Genomic DNA, 24,216 nt, shown 5'->3' with positions numbered 1-24,216 from the left:
CACGCTCTGCGTGGGAATGCAGCCAGTGACGCTCCGCGTCAGCCTCATCCGTGTTTAGTCCAGAAGCCGGGAAAGTGCGCGCACGATCATCTCCACTTCCTTGGCATCGATGGTCAGCGGCGGCAGCAGGCGGATGATCTTGCCCCGCGTGACGTTGATCAGCAGGCCATGCTCTTGCGCCGCGCGGTGGGCCAGGTCGCGCTGAGGCGTTGCCAGTTCGATGCCGATCATCAGCCCTTGCCCGCGAATCGCCAGCACCTGGGGATGCTCGTTCAATTCCACCCGCAGGCGCGCCAGTAGCCGCTCACCCTGTTGCGCCGCGTTGTCCAGCAGGCCTTGTTCTTCGATGATCTCCAGCACCGTACAACCGACACGGCAGGCCAGCGGGTTGCCGCCGAAGGTGCTGCCGTGGCTGCCGGGGGTAAACAGTTGCGCAACAGCGGCCCGGGCCAGGCACGCGCCAATCGGCACACCGTTGCCGAGGCCTTTGGCCAAAGTCATCACGTCCGGCACGATGCCTTCATGCTGGAAGGCAAACCAGCGACCGGTGCGGCCGATCCCGGTCTGGATCTCATCGAGCATCAACAACCAGCCTTGCCGGCTGCAGTGCTCGCGCAAGGCTTTCAGATAGCCCGGCGGCGCGACTTGCACGCCGCTTTCGCCCTGGATCGGCTCAAGCAGCACCGCAACAATGCGCGGGCCAAACTCCCGGGTCACGGCCTCCAGCGCCTTCAAGTCACCGAAGCCGACCTTGATAAAGTCCCCCGGCAGTTTTTGAAATCCCAACCGCACGGAAGGCCCGTCGCTGGCGGACAGGGTGCCCAGGGTGCGCCCGTGAAAGGCATTCTCCATCACCACCACCAGCGGCTGTTCGATGCCCTTTTTCCAGCCATGCAGCCGGGCCAGCTTCAGCGCCGTTTCGTTGGCTTCGGCACCGGAGTTGTTGAAGAACGCCTGGTCCAGCCCGGAAAGCCGGGTGAGGCGCTGGGCCAGGCGCTGCTGCCAGTCGATGCTGTAGAGGTTGGAGGTGTGCAGCAGCAAACCGGCCTGCTCACTGATGGCCGCTACCAGCCGCGGATGGGAATGACCTACGTTGGTCACCGCCACACCTGCCACCGCATCCAGGTATTCACGGCCCTGCTGGTCCCACAGGCGCGTGCCAAGGCCTCGGGTAAAGCTCAGGGGCGACGGTTGATAAGTGGTCATCAGGCAGGCGGCGGTCATGGCATCAGGCTCCAGTGCATCGTAGTGATGGCACCAGTATCGTTAGCCACCCGAGCTGGATAAACTGCACAACACTGCGATCACTTTAAACCAGGGCTTGATAATGGATCTGTTCCAGGCGATGACGGTGTACGTAAAAGTGGTGGAAGCCGGCAGCATGACGGCGGCGGCGCAGGCGTGCGGCATGTCCACCACCATGGTCGGCAATCACCTGCGCGCGCTGGAACAACGCCTGGGCGTCAGCCTGCTCAAGCGCACCACGCGCAAGCAAAGCCTGACCGAGTTTGGCGGGATTTATTACCAGCGTTGCCTGGAGGTGCTGGGCCTGGTGGCCGACTCCGAGCAGATGGCCGAACAAGCCAACAGTGACGTGCCCAAGGGCCTGCTGCGGATCACCGCACCACCGGCCTTTGGCACCGAACGCCTGGCACCGGCGCTCAGCGAATTTTCCCAGCGCTACCCACAGATCAAGCTGTACGTGGTGCTGAGCAACCAGCGGATGGACATGGTCGACAGCGGGTTCGACGTGGCCATCCGCTTGGGCGACCTGGACGCGCCAAGCCTGATTGCCCGCCCCATGCAGGATTACACCATCACCCTCTGCGCCTCTGCGGAGTACCTGGCGCGCCGTGGCACACCTCAACGCCCCGATGATCTGCAGCAACATGACTGCCTGGCGTTCGCTTACCCGGCGACCGACGATTGGCGCAACGCCGACAAGTTGTGGCGAATGCGCGGCGCAGAGGGCGAAGTGGAAATTCCGGTTTCCGGCTCATTGACCATCAACAGTTCGCAGGCCTTGCGCCAGGCTGCCCTGGAAGGCATGGGCATCGTGATGCTGCCTGACGCCCTGGTCGAGCCAGACCTGCGGGCCGGTAAACTGGTGGCATTACTGACGGACTACCAACTGCCCAGCCGGCCCATGCATTTGCTGTACGCCCAGGACCGCTATCGCCTGCCCAAGCTGCGGGCGTTCGTGGATTTCGTCATGGAGAAATGGGCGCGCTAGAGGCTCACCCCCAGCTCGATCAAGCGCTCACGGGTCTGCGCGGCAGACACGTGGTGAATCCCCTGCCAACCCAGCGCAGTAGCCGCCTCGGTATTGCCGGCTACGTCGTCAATAAACACCACTTCACCCGGCTGGATATCCGGCAAATGGGCGCGTACCTGCGCCAGGCTGGCGTGGTAAATCGCAGGATCGGGCTTGATCAGCTTGATTTCGCCGGACACCACGATGTCGCGAAAATACTGCAGGAAGGGATAGTGGGCGCGGGCATAGGGAAAGGTCTCGGCGGACCAGTTGGTCAGGCCGAACAGCGGCATCTTCGCCTCATGCAACGCTTCGAGGATCGCCACGCCCTCCGGCAATGAACCACGCAACATCTCGTGCCAGCGGTCGTAGTACGCCTGAATCAAAGGCTCGTGCTGCGGATGTTCGGCGATCAGCGCGCGGGTGCCCTCAGCCAGACTGCGCCCGGCGTCCTGCTCGGTGTTCCAGGCCTGGGTGCAGACGGTGTCCAGGAACCGTTGCCGCTCCCGGTCGTCGGTAATCAGCTGGCGGTAGAGATGGTGCGGGTTCCAGTCGAACAGGACACCGCCGAAATCAAAAACGACTGCACGAATCGTCATGTAGATCCTCCGTTAGCGTGGGTGTGATAACGGCCGCAGTCTGGCATGACGCGCACAAAAAAGCGGCCCCTGGAGGCCGCTTCTTCGTTACCGCAAGCGCTTAAGCCTGAATCAGGCCCTTGATCTTCACGGTCGGATTCACGTCAGCGTCGTAGTCCACGCCATCGATCTCGAAACCGAACAGGCGCAGGAATTCCGCCTTGTAGCCGGCAAAATCGCTGATCTCGTTGACGTTGTCATCGGAGACCTGATTCCACAGGGCCGCTACCGCGTCCTGAACCTTAGGCTCAAGTTCCGCGAGGTCGGCGCGCAGGCGGCCGTCGGCGTCGAGCTTGGGCTCTTTGCCATACAGGCTGTCCTTGAACAGGCCGTAGACCTGCTCGATGCAACCTTCGTGGGTGCCCTGCTCTTTCATCACTTTAAACAGCAACGACAGGTACAGCGGCATGATCGGGATCGCCGAGCTGGCCTGGGTCACTACTGCCTTGAGTACCGACACACGGGCGTCGCCTTTCAGCGCCGCGAGGTTTTCGCGCAGGGTCAGGACTTTCTTGTCCAGGTCCTTCTTGGCTTCGCCGATGGAGCCGTTCCAGTAGATATCCTGGGTCAGCTTCTCGCCGAGGTAGGTGAACGCAGTGGTCTTGGCGCCTTCGGCCAACACGTCGGCGTCACGCAGGGCGTCGATCCACAGCTGCCAGTCTTCGCCGCCCATGACTTTCACGGTGCCGTCGATTTCTTCCTGGGTGGCCGGTTCGAGGGTGGTGTCGACCACGACGCCCTTGTCGGTGTTGATGCCGCGCAGGGTCACAGCCTTGCCGATCGGCTTCAGGGTGGAGTTGTGCACCACGCCTTGCGGGTCGGTACGGCGTGGCGCGGCCAGGCTGTAGACCACCAGGTCGATCTTGCCGAGGTCTTTCTTGATGGTTTCGATGGTCAGGCGCTTGATCTCGTCAGAGAACGCATCGCCGTTGATGCTCTTGGCGTACAGGCCTTTTTCCAGCGCAAACTTCTCGAAGGCGGCGCTGTTGTACCAGCCGGCAGAGCTGAGCTTGCCTTCTTCGCCTTCTTTCTCAAAAAACACGCCCAGGGTGTCGGCGCCGCAGCCAAAGGCAGCGCTGATGCGCGCGGCCAGGCCGTAGCCGGTGGAAGCCCCGAGGACCAGCACCTTTTTCGGGCCGCCTTCAATGGCACCGTGTTCGGTCACGTAGTCGATCTGCTCTTTGACATTCGCTTCACAGCCAACCGGGTGAGCGGTCACACAGATAAAGCCACGAACCCGCGGTTTGATGATCATAAAATTTCTGCCTCTTCCAAGGTGCCGAAGGCCAATGGTGGCCATTACAGCGTCAATCGTACCGGTCTATGACGCCCGGAAAACCGAAGCGTCACGATAGTCGCAAATCTTCTGTTCACAAAATGCTATCCGCAACACCGCCGACCTGACCATCCGCCGAGGCATTTTAGGGGGACAACGGTAAAAATCTGTGCTGCGACTTCACAAATTTCCAGCATTTAAAACGCCACGTGAGGGCGATAACACCCTATCATGACCATATTATTTCGATATGTTTCGGCTCGGGCATGATGCCCACGGGTTGACTGACTCCTTTGCCTTGCCTGCCAGTCAATCGCGGACGGTTTTGAAGCAATCGAAAACCGTCCGATGGAGCCCAGTTTCATGAGTAAGAGTGTCATCCGCAAACGCCTGGCATCCGCCGCTTGGGTCCTTGGCGTCTTGCTGTTCATTTATTGCTTCCCCAAGACCACCCTGGTGTTTCTGCTGCTGGTGGTGTTCTGTGGACTGTATGACTTCCTACGCAATGGCCTGTACGACAGCGCGACCATCAAGAAGTATTTCATCGGCAACGGGCGCAATACCTGGCTGCTGGCACCGTTCAACACGCTGTTCGATTTGTTGAGCCAGCGTAATCGCCACGTTTATAAAATGAACGACTTGCCGCCGGCCTGGCGCGAAGACCTGCAAAAGGTGATCGACGACGCCATGGCCAACAAAGACGAGATCATCCAGTACCTGGATGAGCGCATGGCCGAGAAAAAACGCGGCATGCTGTTTTTCCAATGGTACGGCCGCCCGATCGAGACCACCCTGGATATCCCGCAACTGCGGGAAAAACTGCCCTACGTGAAAACCATCGGCGTGTCGGTATTCAACGAAAACCGTTCCACCTCGTTTCACTTCGGCCCGCTGCGCATGATGTTCCGCGTGCTCTACAACATGGCACCGGCGCCCCATCACGATGGCGTCTACATCCAGGTCGGCAAGCACAAACACTACTGGCACGATGATCCGCTGTTTATCTTCGATGACACGCTGATGCATGCCTCCTTCAACAAGAACGACGCCAAGCGCTACTGCCTGTTCATCGACATCGTGCGGCCAACCCTGGTGCCGTCGGTGCTCAACGGCCTGATCGCGGGCTTTGCCGGAGCAGTCTTTACCCTGCGTCGGTTTTTCTACAAAAACTGGAAGCTGATTCAGTAACTTCTGCGGCATGATGGTGCGCGACGGTGTTTGCGCTCGGCTCCAGTGCCGGGGAAAATGCCAGTCCAATGCGACCGAAAACGGCGCGCACTATCCTCAAGCCACTGGCCATGCATGGTCCGGTGGCTGTGCTTTCAGGGAATCAGAATGCCCCAAAGACAAGTCATCAATGCCTCCGTAAGCCCTAAAGGCAGCCTTGAAACGCTGTCGCAACGTGAAGTCCAGCAACTGAGCGAAGCCGGTACCGGCAGCATCTACACCCTCTTCCGTCAATGCGCCCTGGCCATCCTCAACACCGGCGCGCACATCGACAACGCCAAGACCATCCTCGACGCCTATAAAGATTTCGAAGTGCGCATCCACCAGCAGGACCGTGGCGTGCGCCTGGAACTGTTGAATGCACCGGCTGACGCGTTCGTCGATGGTGAAATGATCGCCAGTACCCGGGAGATGCTGTTCAGCGCCCTGCGTGACATCGTCTACACCGAAAACGAACTGGACAGCCAGCGCATCGACCTGAGCAGCTCCCAGGGCATCACCGACTACGTGTTCCACCTGCTGCGCAACGCCCGCACCCTGCGCCCGGGCGTCGAGCCGAAGATCGTGGTGTGCTGGGGCGGGCACTCGATCAATACCGAAGAATACAAATACACCAAGAAAGTCGGCCACGAACTCGGCCTGCGCAGCCTCGACGTGTGCACCGGCTGCGGCCCCGGGGTGATGAAAGGCCCGATGAAGGGCGCGACCATTTCCCACGCCAAGCAACGCATTACCGGCGGGCGCTACCTGGGCTTGACCGAGCCGGGGATCATCGCCGCCGAGGCGCCGAACCCGATCGTCAATGAGCTGGTGATTTTGCCGGACATCGAAAAGCGCCTGGAAGCCTTCGTGCGCGTCGGCCACGGCATCATCATCTTCCCGGGCGGCGCCGGCACCGCCGAAGAATTCCTGTACCTGCTGGGCATCCTGATGCACCCGGACAACCGCGACGTGCCGTTCCCGGTGATCCTCACCGGGCCGAAACACGCCGCGCCGTACCTGCAACAGTTGCACGCGTTCGTCGGCGCGACCCTGGGCGAAGCGGCCCAGGCTCATTACCAGATCATCATTGACGACCCGGCTGAGGTGGCCCGGCAGATGACCGTCGGCTTGAAAGCGGTCAAACAGTTCCGCCGCGAGCGCAACGACGCGTTCCACTTCAACTGGCTGCTGAAGATCGACGAGGGCTTCCAGCGCCCGTTCGACCCGACCCACGCCAACATGGCCAGCCTGCAACTGAGCCACGCGCTGCCGCCCCATGAACTGGCGGCCAACCTGCGCCGGGCGTTCTCGGGGATTGTGGCGGGCAACGTCAAGGACAAGGGCATCCGCCTGATCGAGCAGAACGGGCCGTATGAGATTCATGGCGACCCAGCGATCATGAAACCGCTGGATGAGTTGCTGAAGGCGTTCGTAGAGCAGCACCGGATGAAACTGCCAGGCGGCGCCGCCTACGTGCCGTGCTACCGCGTGGTGCAGTGAGTCAGCGCTGAACCGCTACGCACTTGATCTCCAGCAGCAAGCCTGGGTTGGCCAGTTCTGATACGCCAATGACCGTCCAGGCGCACAACCCGCGAGGGAACAGGCGGTTTTTCACTTCACGGAAAACCGCCATGTGCTCGCTCATGTTCACGTGGTAGGTGGTCATGTCGACCACGTCTTCAAACGTACAGCCCCCCTCCTCCAATACCAGGCGCAGGCTCTCCCAGGCGGCGACGAACTGTGCCTCGGGATCGGTGATGACTTCCAGGTGTTCCGTGCGGCCGACCTGCCCTGCGCAGTACAGGGTCTTGCCGACTTTTACGGCCGGGACGTAGCCGGCGCGCTCGACGATGGGGTGCATGGAAGTGGGGATGATGAGGTGGCGGTCGGTCATATGTTGTATCTCTTAAGGCTGGTTTCAGGCGTGTCGACGGGAAACGTTCGGACTATCGTTTTACCTGTTCCGACCCACCCACGCCAGATGAGTAACCTATGGACCAATGGATCTTGCCCTCCACTATTCCTTACCCTAAGGTAAGGAGTATCACGAGAGAGGCTTTCAACATGGCTACCGCCACACTCACTTCAAAAGGCCAAATAACCATTCCCGTTCAAGTCAGGGCCGCACTTGGGCTGAACACTGGCGACCGGGTCGAATTCGTCGAAATGGAAGAGGGCAAGTTTGCGATCATCGCAGCCAGCAAGACTGTGTTGGACCTCAAAGGGCTGATCCGCAAACCCGCCAAGCCCGTCAGCATCGAAGAAATGAACCTGGCCATCGCTGCACAGGGAGCCAAAGCACGATGATTGGACTGGATACCAATGTGCTGGTGCGTTACGTCACCCAGGATGATCCCGTCCAATCGCCAAAGGCATCCAGACTGATCGAGTCGCTCACCACTGCCTCGCCGGGTTTTGTCAGCCTGGTTTCAGTGGTGGAACTGGTGTGGGTCCTGCAGTCCAGTTACCAGTCAGCCAAGAGTGAAGTGGTTGCGGTCCTGGAGACGCTGCTGCGTACCCGCGAACTGACCGTAGAGCACGCCGACGTGATCTGGCAGGCACTCCGGCGATTTACAAGCACCAGGGCCGATTTCGCCGACTGCCTGATTGAACGCTGCGCCCACGCAGCAGGCTGTGAATATACGGCGACATTTGATGTCAGCGCGGCCAAGGCTACCGGCATGCGGCGGCTGACCTGAGGCGTCGCGTTGCAGAAGCGTCAAGGCTTTGGTAGAAAATGCCCTTACTGACTTTATCCAGAGACAAGACCAACGTGCGCACGCTTTTTCTCGCCGGCCTGGCATTAACGTCCCCATTGACCCTCGCCGAAGCCATCACCTGGCCCGACCTGCCCGACACCTGCTTCGTCAGCGGCCGTTCCGCTACCAGTCAGGATGTGGACACCGGTTGTGCGGCGTTTCTGATCAATGTGAAGGGCAAGGCGGCAGGCACGCCGATCAAGCTGGATATCCCGCAGTACGCCATGCATGTCGACGAAGGCACCGGCAAGGAAACACCGGTGATCCTCATCCAGGCGGAAGAGAATGGCGATGTTAAAGCGGTGGGGTACAAGGAGCTTGGCACCGGCCAGTTGGGCGCGGCGCTGCTCAGGGAGGTTCGGCTTCTGGGTACGAAGAAGCCGATTTAAGCCATCGGAAAACGGTCAGCGAACCCAACCGCCGCCCTGCCAGTGATAGCCGTCGTTACGCTGCTCCCAATGCGGGTGAACATAACGATAACCTGGCCGTACCGGCTCCCAGTGGCCGTGAACCGCCACATAGCGCCCGCCTTCCCAACGCCAGTAGCCACGCGACCACAGGTAACCTGGCCGCCCTTCGGGCTCGACCTCGATGACCTGCACCGGCGGCGGTTGCGGCGCGACGACTTCTACATATTCACGCTGCACCGGTCGTCGATCATGCACGACCCGCTCCTCTACACACCCGGAAGCCGCGACGACCAGAGCCGCCAATGCCGCATAACGTAACAACATACAGAATCCTCGGGCGTGACCGCCCAGCGTTTATACCGGTAAAAAAAGTGCCCCCTTGTTCCAGCCGCGCTCCTGCTTGGCCATAAGACTTTTTAACAGGTGCCAACTGTCAGCTTGCTGAACCCACGGGCAGACAGCAGGTAAAGAAAAACTGACCTTTTCAAGAGGCACAGACTGCGACCGGCTGCTTCAGTCGCACCAGAATCAGCCCGGCCACCACCACGGCGATCCCTGCATATGTCGACGCATGAATCTCATCGCCAAACATCAGTGCCGCCCACACCAGTGTCACGGGAGGCTCCAGGTACACCAATGTCGCCACATGGGTAGCCGTCATTACGCGCAACAACATCCACAGGCTCAGGTAAGCCACGAAGGTAGAGAACACCGTCAGCCAAACGATGGAGATCAATACGTCGGGGGTCTGCGGAATGCTCAGCGTATCGGTGTACAGCACCGCTGCAGCAAAGCCGATCAAGGTCAGCAACGACTGGATAAACAACGCCAGGCTCAGGTCGCCGGAATCAGTGCGGGCCGCCCGCCGTTCGTACAGCGTGGCCACGGTCAGACCGAGTGCCGACACCAGGGGCAATGCATACATGACCCACCCGACTTCGGCCCCGCTGTTGCGGTATTGCCCGAAGATGACGATCGACACGCCGGCAAAACCGATCATCAACCCCAGCCACTGCCAGCCGCCGCTGCGTTCGGCGTGGCTACCCGATGACAGCGCCGCCGTCATCAATGGCTGCAGGGCCGCGATGATCGCCGCAATCCCCGGCGGCAAACCGTTCTGGATCGCCACGTAGACACAGGTCAAATAGAGAAACTGCGAGAGGAAACCCACCACCGCGTGATGGCGGATCTGTGCCCAGGAAACCTTCAGCAGCCGCACGTTCAAAAACAGCGCCAGGCACAACGACACCAGCAAGAAACGCCAGAACAGCACGTTGAACACGCCATCACTCCGGGTCGCCAGTTTCGCGCCGATAAACCCCGAACTCCACGACAGCACGAACACCGCCTGTAACAGCAACAGCCCCACGGTTGATCGCTTCATTGAGCCTCCGGTTCGCTTGATTGACCAAAAGGCTAAGTGCCGCGCATGATTCTGTATATTTGAATAATCTGTACCACTAATCCTTAAAAGTGGAATCATGGGCAAACAACTGAATATTGACCTGTTGCGCACTTTCCACGCGGTGGCCCGCTTCCAGCGATTCAACGAAGCGGCCAATCATGTGCACCGCAGTGCCTCGACGGTGACCACGCAGATCCAGAAGCTCGAAGACCAGGTCGGCCAACGCCTGTTCAGCCGCAGCAACCAGGGGGTTGAACTGACGATGTACGGCAAGAAACTCCTGGGCGAAACCACCGAATTCCTCAAGAGCCACGACCGCTTGCTGGCCTCCCTCACGCCGCAACGCATGCAGGGCAAGATTCGCCTGGGTTTGCCTGATTCCTACGCGCCAGACTTCATGCAGGAGTTCCTGCCCCGCCTGGTCGCCGACAACCCACTGCTGGAACTGGAGGTAGAGGCGCGCTCCAGTGGCGAACTGCTCACGCTGTTCGCCAGCAGGCAGTTGGACCTGGCCCTGATTGTCAGCGCCCAGCCGTTGGAACAAGGCGAGCGCCTGGGAGAAATCCAGCCGCTGTGGGTGGCCGCCGAACACTTCAGCTGCCCACCGCAGGCGCCACTGCCGATTGCCGTGCAACTGACAGGTTGCCCTTATCGCGCTGCAGCGATTCGAGCGCTGAAGGAGCACGGCACTTACTATCGGGTGCTGCTGGAAAGCGCGAGTTCGCCCGCTGTTGAAGCGTGTATCCGCAGTGGCATGGCGGTGGGGTTGGTGGAAGAAAGCCGCATGGGTAAGGGATTGACGCGCCAGATTGCTGGAGCTGAACTGCCGCCGCTGCCGCTGCATCACCTGTACCTGCTTGGCGACAGCAGCAACCTGTTGGCACTGCATCTGTATGAGCAGGTCAAGGCCGGCTTCAGCGTCTAGGGCGGTCCGAAACGCAACAGCACCGCATCGACAAATCGCCGCAGCTTGGCGGTGCGCTGGCGATTCGCGGTGTAGAGCAAATGCATCTGCCGACTTGGCGCCTCATAGTCCGGCAGCACTCGCACCAACTCACCGCTCTTGAGGGCTGAGCGCAAGAAATCCTCAGGCCCCAGCACAATCCCGAAACCATCCCGCGCGGCCGACATCAAGGCCCGGCTTTCATTCACGTGCAGGCGGCTGGCGACCTGGGCCTTGTGCAGGACGGCGCCTTGGTAGAACGACCATTCGCGATCAGCCGGACGTGACCAGTAGGCGTATCCCAGGCACTCGTGGTGTTCAAGGTCAGCGGGCGTCAGCGGCGTGCCGCGCTCGGCCAGGTATTTGGGTGCCGCACAGACCACCAGGCGGTAGGGCTGCAGCGGCCGGGCGGTGAGGCTGCTGTTCGCCAGCGGGCCGATACGGAACGCCACTTCGTAGCCCTCCTCCACCAGGTCGACAAACCGGTCGGTCAGGTGCAGGTCGATTTCCACCTCAGGGTTGTCGCGTAAAAATTCGGTCACCAGTGGCATCAGGCTGTAGGAGCCAAAAGTCACCGGGGCGCTGATCTTGAGCTTGCCCCGTGGTGTGTCATTCATGATCTGGGCGAGGGAGTCTGCGGCCTCTGCCTCTGTCAGGATATGTTTGCAGCGCTCGTAGTACGCGCTTCCCAACTCCGTCAGGCTTTGCCGGCGTGTGGTGCGGTTGAGCAGGCGTGCGCCCAGCCGCCGCTCCAGCGCCGCCACATGCTTGGCTACCATCTGCGGCGACATTCCCAGGCGTTCGGCAGCACGGGCGTAGGACCCCAGTTCGGCAGCCATCACAAAGGCACTCATGCTTGAAAGGCGGTCCATCATTCACAACTCCGAGTAACAACACCAAGACCAGAACGGCCATTTATCCTCATCCAGTAGCCAATCATCATAACGTCTCTCTCAACTCAGGAGCACCGACATGAAAATTGGCATTATCGGAGCAGGCTTTATCGGACGCGCCGTTGCGCAGTTAGCGTTGGCGGCCGGCCATGAAGTGATGTTGAGCAACTCCCGCGGCCCGCAGTCGATGAGCAGCGTGCTGAGTGGCATTCGTGGGGTTCAAGTGGGTACTGCGCAAGACGCCGCGCAATTTGGCGAACTGGTCCTGCTGGCGATTCCGTTCGAACATTACCGCAGCGTGCCGGCGCAGTGGCTGGAAGGCAAAACCGTGATGGATGCCAACAACTACTACCCGAACCGCGACGGCCATATTCCCGTGCTCGACCGCTTTGAAACCACCACCAGCCGGTTGGTGGCCGAGCACCTGTCGCAATCAAATGTGGTGAAAGTGTTCAACGCTATCCTGGCGCCGGACCTGACCCAGGATGCTCGCAGCCGCGGCGCACCCGACCGGCGCGCGCTCCCGGTCGCGGCGGATGACCCGGCAGCCAAGGCGCAAGTCATCGCCCTGCTGGACGAGATCGGCTTCGACGCAGTGGATGCCGGTGGGCTGGATGAGAGCTGGCGGTTTGAACGCGCCAAGCCGGCGTACTGCATACCTCTGGATAAAGAGGGACTGAAGGCAGCGTTGGCAGCTGCAGAGCGGCAGGTCGAAGTACCCGCTCATTGGTGACACCTGCAAAAAAGCCCGCTGACCGTCACCGGTTCAGCGGGCTTTTTTTACATCGGGTTGATCCTGAATCAGGACCTCACCAACGTCTTACAGCGCGAGGTCAGAAGCTGGCTTGCTCGGCTCAGCCGCAGGCTTTGCAGCCTCGGTGGCTTTCGGAGCAGTCAGCTGCGGAATCGCAGGTGGAGGCGTCAGCTGCAGAATGTTGGCGGTGTAGGCCCATTCTTTAGCCACAGCTTCAGGGCTGTCGTTCAGCTTGGTGCCGTAGCTAGGCACGATCTGGTGCAGCTTTTCCTGCCAGGCCGGGGAAGCAACCTGTTCCTTGAACACTTTCTGCAGCACGGTCAGCATGATCGGAGCCGCGGTGGACGCGCCTGGCGATGCACCCAACAGGCCGGCGATGGTGTTGTCGGCGGAGCTGACCACTTCGGTACCGAGTTTCAGGACGCCGCCCTGCTCTTCGTCACGCTTGATGATCTGCACACGCTGACCGGCCTGCCACAGGCGCCAGTCTTCTTTCTTGGCGTTCGGGAAGTACTCTTGCAGCGCCTTGAAGCGGTCGTCATCCGACAGCATCAGTTGGCCGGCGAGGTACTCGACCAGTGGGTATTCGCGGATACCGACTTTGGTCATTGGCCAGATGTTGTGGGTGGTGGTGCTGGTCAGCAGGTCCAGGTACGAGCCTTCTTTCAGGAACTTGGTCGAGAAGGTAGCGAATGGGCCAAACAGAATCACGCGCTTGCCATCCAGCACGCGGGTGTCCAGGTGCGGAACCGACATCGGCGGTGCGCCAACGGAAGCTTTACCGTAGGCCTTGGCCAGGTGCTGCTCGGCAATCGTTGGGTTATCGGTGACCAGGAACGAACCGCCAACAGGGAAGCCCGCGTATTCCTTGGCTTCAGGAATGCCCGACTTCTGCAGCAGGTGCAGTGCACCGCCGCCCGCGCCGATGAACACGAACTTGGCGTCGGTTTCCGTTTTGGTGCCGTCTTTCAGGTTCTTGTAGCTGACACGCCAGGTGCCATCGGCGTTCTTGGTGATGTCCTGCACTTCGCTCGACAGTTTCAGGTCGAACTTCGGCGTAGTTTGCAGGTGAGCGACGAACTGGCGCGTGATCTCGCCGAAGTTCACGTCCGTACCGATCGGGGTCCAGGTGGCCGCGATTTTCTGGTTCGGGTCACGCCCTTCCATCATCAGCGGAACCCATTTGGCGATTTGCGCCGGGTCCTCGGAGTACTGCATGCCGGCGAACAGCGGGCTCGCCTGCAGCGCTTCGTAACGCTTCTTCAGGAACTTGATGTTGTCATCGCCCCACACGAAGCTCATGTGCGGAGTGGAGTTGATGAACGAACGCGGGTTCTTCAGGACGCCCTGCTGAACCTGCCAGGACCAGAACTGACGGGAGATCTGAAACGCTTCGTTGATCTCGACCGCTTTCGGGATCTCAACGTTGCCGTTCTTGTCTTCCGGGGTGTAGTTCAGCTCAGCCAAAGCCGAGTGACCGGTACCGGCGTTGTTCCAGCCGTTGGAGCTTTCTTCGGCCACGCCATCAAGGCGCTCGACCATCTCCATCGACCAATCCGGTTGCAGCTCATTGAGCCACACACCCAGGGTTGCACTCATGATGCCGCCGCCGATCAGCAGCACATCGACTTTCTTTGCCTCTTCCGCGTGAACGGAAGTGATCCCCATCGACAAAGCCAGCCCCAGCAGGGCAGTGTTTACTTTTTTAAACATCAGTAGCACCTATGATAAAACGCCATCCGCCCCACTGCCCCTGATCATGGGCAACCCTCAATCACGCTGCGCCAGGCAACGCACCGCGGGGTGTGCACATTCATTCGGGGACCGCAGGGTGGGCACACAAGGCCGACGTATCGACCTCACTTTTATGTCCCTTCTGCGCTGACTTCTTATCATTATTGGCTTCAGCTACCTGGGCGCCAGCCAACCACCGGGACGTATACGGGTGTACGTACTGGATAGAGGCTAGACCAAGATGGCGCGCAGAATATCACGCTCGGCGCCTTATATGGACTCAGCGGTCGGGCGGCCATCAGTTCGCCAGTTTTTAAGATCCGTCTCATGTGCCTCTAAATCACAGCATTGCACTATGGATTGGCTTACCTGACGGGTAGGCAGACAACCTTCCTTCTCTTAAAAGAGGCACTGCAATGCTGAACAAACTGAGCAAACTCACCCTCGCCTGCGGCGCTTGCTGGTTGCTGGCCGGCACCGCTCAGGCGGCGGACGGGCAGATCGAATTCACCGGTTCCGTCACCGATAACGCCTGCACCATCACCACCGGCGACGTGAACAAGTCGGTGACTCTGGACCCGGTGCGCATCGCTGACTTCGCGCCCACCGTGGGTTCGGTGCTCACCGACAAAGCCAAGCCGTTTTCCATCAGCCTGGACAACTGCAGCACCGCGACCCGTAAAAACGTCGCGATCACCTTCAGCGGCCAACAAGACGCCAGCGACCCGACATTACTGGGCCTGACCGGTGAAAACCAGGTGCGCGGCATCGCGATCCAGATCACCGACTCCCGTAACGGCAACAAACTGCCACTGAACACGCCGACCGCCGATTACGACCTGCGTGCACAGTCCAATACCTTCGACTTTACCGCTGCCTACGTGCGCACCGTCGCCGACACCACCACCGGTGAAGGCGACGACGCGGTGACCACCTCCGGCATCAGCACCGGTCAGGTGCACGCGCTGGCCAGCTTCGACGTTACCTACAAGTAATTGCTCGTCAACACCGTGGGCCAGGCGTTCGCGCGCCGGCCCGCGGGCTTCCGGAGGTCCCCCTGTCATGCGTTTGAAAGTCTATCTTCTGCTCGCCCTGCTGCCGCTCTGGCACAGCGCCGCCAACGCCGCCGTCACCGTCGGCGCCACGCGACTGATCTACGACGGCGCTTCCAACGAAGCCAACCTGAGCGTCAGCAACCGCGACGACACCTCGCCTTACCTCGTGCAGTCCTGGGTCAGCCACTTCGGCAGTGGCAACGAGGAAAGCGTCGATAACTTTATCGTCACGCCGCCGCTGTTCCGGCTGGATGCCGACAAGGAAAACATCCTGCGCATCATTTTTACCGGTGGCCCAGAAGTGCCCCAGGACCGCGAAAGCCTGTTCCTGATGAACGTCAAGGCAATCCCGGCCATGAGCGACGATCAAAAAGGCAAGAACGTGCTGCAGATCGCGCTCAAGACCACGATCAAACTGTTCTACCGCCCGGCCGGCCTCAAAGGTTCGCTCAAGGACGCGGTGGCGCAAGTGAACTGGAAGGCCCAAGCGGGTGCATTGGCCGTCAATAACGCCTCCAAGCTGCACGTGGTGGTCAGCGAACTGAAGCTCAACGGCCTGCCGATCACCCAGGCGCCGGATGTGCTGCGCCCAGGCGAAGCGCGTGAGCTGCCGATCCAGGCAAAGGCCGGCGATGAAGTGCAACTGAGCTACATCGATGACTACGGCAGCATCGTGACCGCCCCCGTCATCCGCATTCACTGATACCCACGCGACAACCCCGGAACGCCTTTTCAGGAACGACCATGCTCCGTTCATTCCCAGTCATGCGCCGTTGCGCCGTGAAGGCTTTCGGCTGCCCGCTCGTGGCCGCCGCCGCCTTGCACCTGGCCCCCGCACACGCCGGCTACGAGTTCGATGCGTCGTTTCTCGAAATCGGCGGCGGGCAGAGTTCGGCCGCTGTGAAACAACAGGTCAGCGCCATGAGCGACGGCCAGTTGCCGGGGATTTACCGGGTGGATATCCAGCTCAACCAGCGCTCGATCGAACAGCGTGATGTGCGTTTCATCCGCGCCACCGGCACCCAGGAACGCTCGAGCACCGGCCTGTTCCCCTGCCTGGATGTCGAGTTCTTCCGCGCCCAGGGCGTGGCCGACACGGCCCTGCAAAACCGCACCGACGCCGACCCCACCTGCATTGCGTTCGATCAGGGCCTGGCCGGCGTGAGCTACGACTACGACTTCAACCGCCAGATCCTGTCGATTGAAATCCCACAGGCCTACCTGGGCAGCGTCCCTTTTGAAGTGCGCCGTCGGCAATGGAGTAACGGCGAACAGGTGGCCTTCACCAACTACAGCTTCACCGGCAGCACCGTGGAGTCCGATACCGGCCGCCGCCAGGACCAGTTCGGCAGCCTGAGGAGCGGCGTGAATGCCGGGGCCTGGCGCCTGCGCAATTTTTCGACCTGGCAAAAAGGCAGCACCACGCCCGGGCGCTGGGAGTCGCTGGAAACCTACGCCCAGCGCGACATGGGCAATATGATGGCGATCGCCACCCTGGGCGATTCCACCACCGAAGGCGACCTGTTTGACGCGATCCCCTATCGCGGGCTGGGCATCGCCTCTGATCTGGACATGCTGCCCGACCAGGCCCGCGAATTCGCCCCGGTGATTCGCGGCATTGCCAATGGCCGCTCGCGGGTGATCATCCGCCAGCGCGGCTATGTGATCCATGAGCAATGGGTGCCGTCAGGGCCGTTCGCCTTGACCGACCTGTACCCCACCGCCAGCAATGGCGACATCGAAGTCACCGTGGAAGGCCCGGACGGCCAGCGCCAGGTCTACACCCAGTCGTTCTCGTCGGTGCCCTACATGCTGCGCGAAGGCCAGCAAAGCTATTCGGTATTCGCCGGCCAATACCGCCCGGCGCAATCGTCCTTTGTGCAGCAAACCCCAACATTTATCCAGGCCTCCCTACGACGCGGTTTGAGCGGCAGCACCACGCTGTTTGGCGGCAGCCTGCTGAGTAATCAATACAACGCCGGCCTGCTGGGTTTTGCCCACGACTTTGCCGGCTTTGGCGCGATCTCGGTGGACGTGACCCACGCCCGCAGCGACGCCGTGGGCCGGGAGAAAACCACGTCCAGCGGCCAGTCGTTTCGCTTTCGCTATTCCAAGTCCCTGGCGGCCACCGACACCAACTTCAGCCTGATCGGCTACCGCTACTCCACCGGCGGCTACTACTCGTTCAACGAAGCGCTGAACAGCCGCAGCACCGAGCAAACCCTGGACACGTACCGCAGCGGCCACATGAAAAGCAACTTCACCGCCAACGTGTCGCAGCAATTGGGCGGCTACGGCGGGGTCTATGCCAACGTGTCGAAAACCGCCTACTGGGACAAGAGCAAGGCCGACACCTCGATCCAATTGGGATACAGCGCGAGCGTCGGGGACATTTCCTACTCCCTTGGGCTGGGCCTGAACAAAGGCGCCAACAGCGACGACCGCAGCCTGTCCCTGAGCATCAGCATGCCCCTGGGCGGCACGCGCAGCCAGCGCGTTACGGCCAACATGAACCAGAGCGCGCGGGGCTCGGCATCACGCACCGCGACCCTGAGCGGCAACGCGTTCGAGGACGATACGCTGGCCTACAGCGCGGGTGTGTCGCAGCAAGTCAGCGGCGCGCAACGCCAGACCGGCGGCACCTTCGCCGCGCAATACGACGCGCCCAACGCGATTGTGCGCGGTGCCTATAACGAGACCACCGGCAGCCGCCAACTGGACATGGGCGTCGAAGGTTCGGTGGTGGCGTATGGCAGCAACCTGATGTTCAGCCAGCCATTGGGCGAAACCAATGTGATCGTCGCCACACCGGGCGCCGCCGACGTGGGCATCAGCAACAAGCGCGGTGTGCGCACCAACAGCAATGGCTACACCGTGGTGCCGCAGGCCCTGCCCTATCGCAAAAACCGCGTGTCGCTGGACACCCAGTCGATGCCGTCTGACGTCGACATCGCCGAGCCGGTGCAGGAAGTCACGCCAAACCGCGGCGCGTTTGTACTGGCCGACTTCGACACCCGGCGCGGCCAACGCATCCTGTTTCGCATCAGCGACCCCCTTGGCGAAGCAGCGCCGTTTGCCGCCCGCGCCGAATTGTTTGCCCCGGATGGCCGCGCCCTCGGCAACACCCTGGTGGCCGACAAAGGCCGCGCGTTCCTGACCGGCGTGCCGCCCGAGGCGCGGTTGTTGGTCAGCGTCGACGGCCAGCCGTGGTGCAGCCGTGAATTGAAGCTGGACGAAACAGCGCCTGCCGACGGCGGCATCACCCAAATGAATATTCAATGTGAGCGCGCGGCCGGTGGGTCGGGTGCCAAGGATTCCTGACATGATCGTTAAAGCAACACATAAGGTGCGTGGACGGCTGATGCTTGCGCTGTTGTGCGCAGTATTGAGCTGCCTGTCACAACAGGCGCACGCGTTGGTCGAAGGGAATCTCAACTGCACAGTGCCGGGTTTTCCGAGCGGCGGTTACACTTTTACGCCCGGTCAGGCGATCAGAATCGTCTACGAGGGTACGTGCACCGTTCGCCGTGCATTCCCCTATTCCGCCGGCTTAAATTCGCAAGTCAATTACCTGAGCGGCCCGGATCAAGCCCCGTTGAGATTGACCGACCCGTATCACAACATCTACTTATCCAATCTGCCCATCGGCCAATACAGTAACAATTGCCTGGGTGGCTATTGCCGGCCTCTGCCCCTGAATACCGTGGTGCCTTACCGCTACATTCTGGTGGGCACTGCGCCCCGAACAGCAGGTACACGATTTGTAGCTGTAGCGCTGGGCGTGACCTCGCAAAACTGGCTGGGTTATGGCGAGTGGTTCATGCAAACACTATTTCAATACACCGTCGTTCCACCGGCGTGCAGCCTGAGTTCACCCGGCAGCGTCGACCTGCGCTTTGGCTCCATCAGTAACGCCGACCTCAGCAACCAGATGCAATCGACCACTGTGTCGATCAACTGCAAGTCCGCGATGCGCGCCAACGTCTACCTGCTGCCCAACCAGGCGGTAGTCAACGCCACCACCGGCGTGACGCGCACCTCGCTGGCAGGTTTGAACATGCAGGCGCTGTGGACCGACACCCTGAACCCGGTGAACTTCACTACCCCGCGCTTTATGCAGTTACGCGTGGGCAGCAATGACGTAAACCTGAGCTTCAAGCCACAACTGGCGGCCGGGCAATCACCGACGGGTGCGTTTCAGAGCCAATACACGCTGAACATCGACTATCAATGAGGGCCTTGCCATGAAAACTCCACTGCTCGCCCTGATGCTGCTCAGCAGCACCGCTCACGCTGCCGACGTGGTGAATATCACCGTCAGCGGCACCCTCACCCGCCCACCGTGCGTATTGAGTACCGGCACAACCCTGACCGCCGCATTTGGCGACGTGCGTACTGACCAGGTGGCGACCACCGGCACTGTGGAAGTGCCGGTGCGCTTGAAGTGCTCGTCGGGTTCTTCGCTAAATGTCAGCTTCACGTCCAATAACGGCACCTACACCTCCACCGTGGCCAAGACCACGGCGGATAACCTCGGTGTGTCGTTGCTGTGGGCGGACAACACGGCGGCAAACCTCAATGGCACCGTCAAGAAATACACCAACCTCAGCGGCGACGTGGATATCAGCCTCAAGGCGCAACTGGTCGAACGCGGCACGCTGGCGCCGGGCGCGTTCACCTCGTCGATGGTCATGACCCTCAATTACCTATGAAAGCGCTCGCCTGGATGCTGCTGGCCGTAGCCAGCACCGCCCTTGCGCAAGCGGCGGAAGAAGCGCAGATCGACGTCAGCGGCAAGCTGACCGCACCGCCGTGCACCGCAAGGTTTCCGAGTACGCAACAGGTGGACCTGGGCAAGGTCAACCTCAACCAGTTGGCCGACGGCAGCACCGTCGCCACCGATGTGCCGCTGGTCTTCGACTGTCAGGCGGGCGCTCAGGTCGAGCTGAGTTTGTCGGCGGGCATGGCCCGGGCCCTCACCGTCAGCCCGGTGCTGCTCACCAATCTCCCATCCCTGGGGTTGCAGGTGCAATTGCGTGACAAGACCGACAAGCCGGGGATCGGCCTGGGCCAAACCGGCACCTGGCCGGTAGAAGACGAACCGTTGGCGCTGACCCTGCGCGTCAAGCCCGTGTCCCTGGGCGAGCTGCCCGAGGCGGGTAGCTACAAAGCCACCCTGTTGATGCAGATGACGTACCGCTGATTACTGAAACTGCCGGGCTTCGATGCAATAGGTCAGCAGCGCCTGGTCACTGTCCACCTCCAGCTTGCGCATGGCCGAAATCTTCTGCGCGCTGACGGTCTTGTTGCTGCGGCTCAACTGCCGCGCGATATCGCTCACGCTCATGCCCGTCACGAATAAACGCAGCACTTCCATCTCCCGTGGCGACAGGCTCTGAAAGCGCGCCTGCACCTGGGTCACATTAGCCAAGACCGAAGTCGCGGCGGGCTCCGGTGCGCGGTAACTGCGCTGGGCACTGATCGCGCCGAGGGCCTTTTCGATCTCGCCGTGCAGGTGGTTCTTCTGGATCACCCCGGCCACACCCAATTCCTGCAAGCGGGTGAGAATCAGGCTGTTGGAAATCATGGTCAGCACCAGCACCTGGGTCGCGGGAAAGTGACGCAGGATGTACTCGATCAGCTTCAACCCATCGCCATAGGTGTCGTCACCCGGCATGTTGAAATCGGTGATCAGGACTTGCGGCCGGTGCTTGCGCAACTGCTCGATCAGTTGACTGGAACTGACCGCCTCGCCCACCAGGCTGTAGCGTGAATCACGCTGCACAATTTCGCGCACGCCCACCAGTACGATCGGGTGGTCATCGGCGATCACAACGTTCATTTCTCGCATTCTTTATCTTCCTTGTAATGGGCTTTCATCAAGTTTGCGACTCTGCCAGCAAGCACTGCGCAACCGCTGTAAGCCGTGCGCACACGCCTCGAATCTGCGTGGTGGCGTATGTATCCAGCGGTGCGTCGTACAGGGTGTTCTCCCATGCCTGACAAGCGCTGGACAGTTCCCCGGCACGCACACTGGCCAGCGCGCCGTTGAGGCTGTGCAAACGCTCACGTACGAGGGTGGCATCGCCGGCCGTCAGGCCTTGTTCGATCTGCTGCACATCCACCAGCAACGTGTCGGCCATCAGTTGGCGCATGGCCGGGGAAAGCTCGATCCAGCCTTCACGGTCCCGGTCCACCTGCACCACCGGCAAGGCCGTGGCCCGCCGGCAGTGCGCCATTAACGCCTGGCGCAGCATGCTCAGGCTCAGCGGTTTGACCACCCACGCGTTCATGCCCACCGCCAGGCAACGCTCGCCCTCCTCGCGCAGGGCATTGGCGGTGACGCCGATGATCGGCACCTGGACGCCTTGTTCACGCAACGCGCGGGCCAGGTCGTAGCCGTTGAGGCGCGGCATATTGATGTCGGTGATCACCAGGTCGAACGGCTGCGAACCCCAGATTTGCAGCGCATGCTCGCCGTCACGCGCTACGGTGGGGTGGGCGCCAAGGGCCTCGAGCTGTTCTTGCAGCACGGCCTGGCTGACCGGGTTGTCTTCGGCGACCAGCACGCGCACGTTCAGGCACGGTGCGTCCAGGCACGGCGGCATCGGCGGTTGTTCCGCAGAGGGCAGGGTTTCCTGAAGCACCGGCAAGGTGATGAACAGCGAAAAACTGCTGCCCAACCCTGGCTCGCTGACCACGCGCATGCTGCCGCCCATCAACTCACTCAAGCGCGAGCAGATAGACAGGCCCAGGCCGGCGCCATTGCCGTCCTGGTCGCCCGCTACCTGATAAAACGGCTTGAACAACTGGTCCAGCGCCTTTTCCGGAATGCCCACGCCGGTGTCAGTGACCTGCCATTGCAGGGTCACTTTATCGTCAAGTAGTTGCTGCACCATCAGGCGCAAACGCACGCGCCCGGAGTCGGTGAACTTGATCGCGTTGCCCAGCAGGTTATGCAGGACCTGCCGGATGCGGCCAGCATCGCCAAGCAGTTGCGGCGGTAGCAGCGGGTCGATCTCGGCATCGATCTGCAAGCCTTTATTGCGCGCGGTCGCGCTGAACGCCAACACCGATTCCGCCACCAACTGGCCCGGGCTGAACGGCGCCGCTTCCACGGCCATTTGCCCGGATTCGATTTTCGATACATCCAGTACGTTGCTGATCAACTGGAACAGCACAGTGGACGAACCCTGGATAATTTCCAGGTAGTGGCGCTGGCGCTCGCTCATGTCGGTCAGGGCCATCAGTTCCAGGTTGCCGAGCACGCCGTACAGCGGGGTGCGGATTTCATGGCTCATGGTTGCCAGGAACACGGTTTTGGCCTCGTTGGCTTCGGTGGCTTCCTGGCGCGCCTGGGTCAGCAACTGGGCTTCGTCCACGTGTCGGGTGATGTCGTTGCAGCCGCAGAGGAACACGTCCTCACCTTCGTACCGCGCCGCCACCACCACGACCTGCAAGTACCGCCCCTCCACCGCCAGGCACATCTCGCCGGGGGTATCCGGGCCATCGTTGGCCTTGAGCACGTCGAGCAGCGGTGCGGTGCCCTGCAATTGCAGCGCGCGCTGGTTTTCCAGGAGTAACTGGTGATCGCTGCGGCGCACTACGCACAATCCCACCGGGGCGTTGTGCAGCATGATGCGGTTGAATGCCTCGCTCTCGAACAGACGCTCCTGCGCGCGTTGCGCCGGGCTGACGATGCGGGTCTTGTACCAATGGTTGATCCACCAGCCCAGCAGCACGGCCGCCAGAAACGTCAGGCCAAGGCCCAGCAGCGGCCATTTGGCGTAGCGCAGGAAATCCTGATAGCTGATGGCGTACAGGCCGGTCCAGTGCTCGCCACCCTCGCTGAGCATCTTGAAGCGCAAACCCTGGCTGTTGAAGCTCAGGCCCAGGGGCGCCATGTGTTCATCGCCGAGGCTGCCGAGCAACACGTCGCCCTGGGGCGAGATCAGGGTGAACTGGTTGTAGACCGACAGTTGCAGTACTCGCTCGATTTCGTCGACCTGCGAGGTGTCCACCACCGCCGCCAGCGTGAGCAGGCCCTGAGGCTGATTGGCCGGCAATACGGCGGCAGGCGCGTCGAGGCCGATCATCGCGACCACGCTGCGGCTGTTCTGGTACAACTGCGGCGGCGCACGCATCCAGCGCACGCGGCTGTCGGTCAGCAGGAGGCTTTGGCTCTGTTGCAGTTGCTGCAAGCGGCTCACCACGTCGCGGTACTGCTCGCGCAACAATGGCTGGTGCTGGCGCAAGCCGCCCACGCCGGGCACGGCCAGGCTGGCGACGGCATTGGGGGTGAACACGAACAGCTGCGGCGAGGCGTAAAACGAGCTGGCCCAGTAGCCGCCGTAGTAGTCAGTCAGTTGCACGCCAAACGCCAGTGCCCGGCGCGTGTCATCCGCCGAGAACGTCTCGGCGTGGGACAAGGTGAAGGGTAGCGACATCGCAAACCCCTTGGCCTGCAACACCACCTGCCCGCCTTCGTGCTGCAACTCCACCACCGAGGTCGACTGCACGGCCGGCAGCGGCGGCGCGTTGCTGCGGCTGTAGCCACTGGCCACGTTGCGCAGGAACGCCTCGTGCTCATGGATGATCTCCACCACGCGGGCGAAGTGGAACTCGACCTTTTCCTGTTCAGCGTCGAGCAACCGCGACACCGCCCAATAGCAACTGCTGGACAGCAACAAGGCGAGCCCCGTGAGCAATAACAGGGCTTTGTTCAAGCGTTGAGAGCTTTGCGCCAGCTTGTCCAGGCGCAGACTTGCATGTTTCATCGTCAGTACCGCAGAAGCCTGAATCAGGATATGGGGCCTATGCTTGATCCCGGCATTGGCCAATAACGCCCGGCTGACCGGGCGACCCTTCCTTCGGGCTTCTTGACTG

The 24,216-nt window shown here is 61.2% G+C and carries 24 protein-coding genes; 14 read left to right on the top strand and 10 right to left on the bottom strand.

Annotated features, from left to right (window positions below; translation table 11 throughout):
* Positions 1–54: 54 nt before the first annotated feature.
* Positions 55–1,224: an aspartate aminotransferase family protein gene (locus HX807_RS20635; protein ID WP_177050886.1), complete on the bottom strand. Its 1,170-nt coding sequence runs from the start codon at positions 1,222–1,224 to the stop codon at positions 55–57.
* Positions 1,225–1,327: 103 nt separating this feature from the next.
* On the opposite strand from HX807_RS20635, the gene HX807_RS20630 reads away from it, so the two are divergent.
* Positions 1,328–2,233: a LysR family transcriptional regulator gene (locus tag HX807_RS20630; protein ID WP_102368413.1), complete on the top strand. Its 906-nt coding sequence runs from the start codon at positions 1,328–1,330 to the stop codon at positions 2,231–2,233.
* Here HX807_RS20630 and HX807_RS20625 read toward each other — a convergent pair.
* Together HX807_RS20625 and fabV are read right to left on the bottom strand one after the other, a co-directional pair.
* The gene (locus HX807_RS20625) at positions 2,230–2,853 is read right to left on the bottom strand and encodes an HAD family phosphatase (RefSeq protein ID WP_102605621.1); all 624 of its coding nucleotides are present in this window, start codon (positions 2,851–2,853) and stop codon (positions 2,230–2,232) included. The genes HX807_RS20630 and HX807_RS20625 overlap by 4 nt on opposite strands.
* 100 nt (positions 2,854–2,953) lie before the next feature.
* A complete protein-coding gene (gene fabV / locus HX807_RS20620) occupies positions 2,954–4,147 on the bottom strand; it encodes an enoyl-ACP reductase FabV (protein WP_003218863.1) in 1,194 nt (397 codons plus the stop codon).
* A gap of 384 nt (positions 4,148–4,531) precedes the next feature.
* Here fabV and HX807_RS20615 point away from each other — a divergent pair, with 384 nt between their 5' ends.
* Together HX807_RS20615 and ppnN are read left to right on the top strand one after the other, a co-directional pair.
* On the top strand, positions 4,532–5,356 hold the full coding sequence (locus tag HX807_RS20615; RefSeq protein ID WP_177050884.1) for an aspartyl/asparaginyl beta-hydroxylase domain-containing protein: 825 nt from the start codon (positions 4,532–4,534) through the stop codon (positions 5,354–5,356).
* A gap of 147 nt (positions 5,357–5,503) precedes the next feature.
* The gene (gene ppnN / locus HX807_RS20610; RefSeq protein ID WP_003218868.1) at positions 5,504–6,877 is read left to right on the top strand and encodes a nucleotide 5'-monophosphate nucleosidase PpnN; all 1,374 of its coding nucleotides are present in this window, start codon (positions 5,504–5,506) and stop codon (positions 6,875–6,877) included.
* A gap of 1 nt (position 6,878) precedes the next feature.
* Here ppnN and HX807_RS20605 read toward each other — a convergent pair whose 3' ends face one another.
* Positions 6,879–7,271, bottom strand: coding sequence for a RidA family protein (locus tag HX807_RS20605; RefSeq protein ID WP_003218870.1), 393 nt, complete (start codon positions 7,269–7,271; stop codon positions 6,879–6,881).
* Positions 7,272–7,369: 98 nt separating this feature from the next.
* Between HX807_RS20605 and HX807_RS20600 the strand changes: the two genes are divergently transcribed.
* The 3 genes from HX807_RS20600 (at position 7,370) to HX807_RS20590 (ending at position 8,525) form a co-directional block, all read left to right on the top strand.
* Complete coding sequence (locus HX807_RS20600) at positions 7,370–7,684, top strand: AbrB/MazE/SpoVT family DNA-binding domain-containing protein (protein ID WP_003218872.1); 315 nt, start codon at positions 7,370–7,372, stop codon at positions 7,682–7,684.
* Entirely contained in the window at positions 7,681–8,076 is a 396-nt protein-coding gene (locus tag HX807_RS20595) for a PIN domain-containing protein (RefSeq protein WP_003218874.1), read from the top strand. Before HX807_RS20600 ends, HX807_RS20595 begins: the two co-directional genes overlap by 4 nt.
* Positions 8,077–8,150: 74 nt before the next feature.
* Positions 8,151–8,525 carry a hypothetical protein gene (locus HX807_RS20590; protein WP_168197525.1) on the top strand — a complete coding sequence of 125 codons (375 nt, stop codon included), beginning with the start codon at positions 8,151–8,153 and terminating at the stop codon, positions 8,523–8,525.
* A 15-nt stretch (positions 8,526–8,540) separates the two neighbouring features.
* Here the strand turns inward: HX807_RS20590 and HX807_RS20585 are convergent, their stop codons facing one another.
* Both HX807_RS20585 and HX807_RS20580 read right to left on the bottom strand, forming a co-directional pair.
* Positions 8,541–8,870 carry a YXWGXW repeat-containing protein gene (locus HX807_RS20585; RefSeq protein WP_023659079.1) on the bottom strand — a complete coding sequence of 110 codons (330 nt, stop codon included), beginning with the start codon at positions 8,868–8,870 and terminating at the stop codon, positions 8,541–8,543.
* 160 nt (positions 8,871–9,030) lie between these two features.
* Positions 9,031–9,930, bottom strand: coding sequence for a DMT family transporter (locus HX807_RS20580; RefSeq protein WP_177050882.1), 900 nt, complete (start codon positions 9,928–9,930; stop codon positions 9,031–9,033).
* A 97-nt stretch (positions 9,931–10,027) separates the two neighbouring features.
* On the opposite strand from HX807_RS20580, the gene HX807_RS20575 reads away from it, so the two are divergent.
* Entirely contained in the window at positions 10,028–10,876 is an 849-nt protein-coding gene (locus tag HX807_RS20575; protein WP_177019506.1) for a LysR substrate-binding domain-containing protein, read from the top strand.
* Here HX807_RS20575 and HX807_RS20570 read toward each other — a convergent pair.
* Positions 10,873–11,769 carry a LysR family transcriptional regulator gene (locus HX807_RS20570; protein ID WP_173883044.1) on the bottom strand — a complete coding sequence of 299 codons (897 nt, stop codon included), beginning with the start codon at positions 11,767–11,769 and terminating at the stop codon, positions 10,873–10,875. The genes HX807_RS20575 and HX807_RS20570 overlap by 4 nt on opposite strands.
* A gap of 97 nt (positions 11,770–11,866) precedes the next feature.
* On the opposite strand from HX807_RS20570, the gene HX807_RS20565 reads away from it, so the two are divergent.
* On the top strand, positions 11,867–12,520 hold the full coding sequence (locus HX807_RS20565) for an NADPH-dependent F420 reductase (RefSeq protein ID WP_008437644.1): 654 nt from the start codon (positions 11,867–11,869) through the stop codon (positions 12,518–12,520).
* Positions 12,521–12,607: 87 nt separating this feature from the next.
* Here the strand turns inward: HX807_RS20565 and mqo are convergent, their stop codons facing one another.
* Positions 12,608–14,254 carry a malate dehydrogenase (quinone) gene (mqo, locus tag HX807_RS20560; RefSeq protein WP_003218888.1) on the bottom strand — a complete coding sequence of 549 codons (1,647 nt, stop codon included), beginning with the start codon at positions 14,252–14,254 and terminating at the stop codon, positions 12,608–12,610.
* Positions 14,255–14,691: 437 nt separating this feature from the next.
* On the opposite strand from mqo, the gene HX807_RS20555 reads away from it, so the two are divergent.
* The 6 genes from HX807_RS20555 (at position 14,692) to HX807_RS20530 (ending at position 20,533) form a co-directional block, all read left to right on the top strand.
* Positions 14,692–15,270 carry a fimbrial protein gene (locus tag HX807_RS20555; protein ID WP_177050880.1) on the top strand — a complete coding sequence of 193 codons (579 nt, stop codon included), beginning with the start codon at positions 14,692–14,694 and terminating at the stop codon, positions 15,268–15,270.
* A gap of 67 nt (positions 15,271–15,337) precedes the next feature.
* A complete protein-coding gene (locus HX807_RS20550; RefSeq protein WP_003218892.1) occupies positions 15,338–16,033 on the top strand; it encodes a molecular chaperone in 696 nt (231 codons plus the stop codon).
* Between the two features lie 41 nt (positions 16,034–16,074).
* A complete protein-coding gene (locus HX807_RS20545; RefSeq protein WP_177050878.1) occupies positions 16,075–18,651 on the top strand; it encodes a fimbria/pilus outer membrane usher protein in 2,577 nt (858 codons plus the stop codon).
* A gap of 1 nt (position 18,652) precedes the next feature.
* A complete protein-coding gene (locus HX807_RS20540; protein ID WP_256349547.1) occupies positions 18,653–19,564 on the top strand; it encodes a fimbrial protein in 912 nt (303 codons plus the stop codon).
* A 10-nt stretch (positions 19,565–19,574) separates the two neighbouring features.
* On the top strand, positions 19,575–20,042 hold the full coding sequence (locus HX807_RS20535) for a fimbrial protein (protein WP_003218898.1): 468 nt from the start codon (positions 19,575–19,577) through the stop codon (positions 20,040–20,042).
* Positions 20,039–20,533, top strand: coding sequence for a fimbrial protein (locus HX807_RS20530; RefSeq protein ID WP_003218900.1), 495 nt, complete (start codon positions 20,039–20,041; stop codon positions 20,531–20,533). Before HX807_RS20535 ends, HX807_RS20530 begins: the two co-directional genes overlap by 4 nt.
* Here HX807_RS20530 and HX807_RS20525 read toward each other — a convergent pair whose 3' ends face one another.
* Together HX807_RS20525 and HX807_RS20520 are read right to left on the bottom strand one after the other, a co-directional pair.
* Positions 20,534–21,181 (bottom strand): response regulator, encoded by a 648-nt coding sequence (locus HX807_RS20525; RefSeq protein ID WP_017477281.1) that lies wholly within the window; start codon positions 21,179–21,181, stop codon positions 20,534–20,536. It lies immediately after the preceding gene.
* 28 nt (positions 21,182–21,209) lie between these two features.
* Entirely contained in the window at positions 21,210–24,107 is a 2,898-nt protein-coding gene (locus tag HX807_RS20520) for an ATP-binding protein (RefSeq protein ID WP_087693699.1), read from the bottom strand.
* Positions 24,108–24,216: the final 109 nt, after the last annotated feature.

The organism is Pseudomonas sp. D8002 (genome assembly GCF_013385695.1).
GTDB lineage: Bacteria > Pseudomonadota > Gammaproteobacteria > Pseudomonadales > Pseudomonadaceae > Aquipseudomonas.
This window is presented reverse-complemented; position numbering and strand designations above follow the sequence as displayed.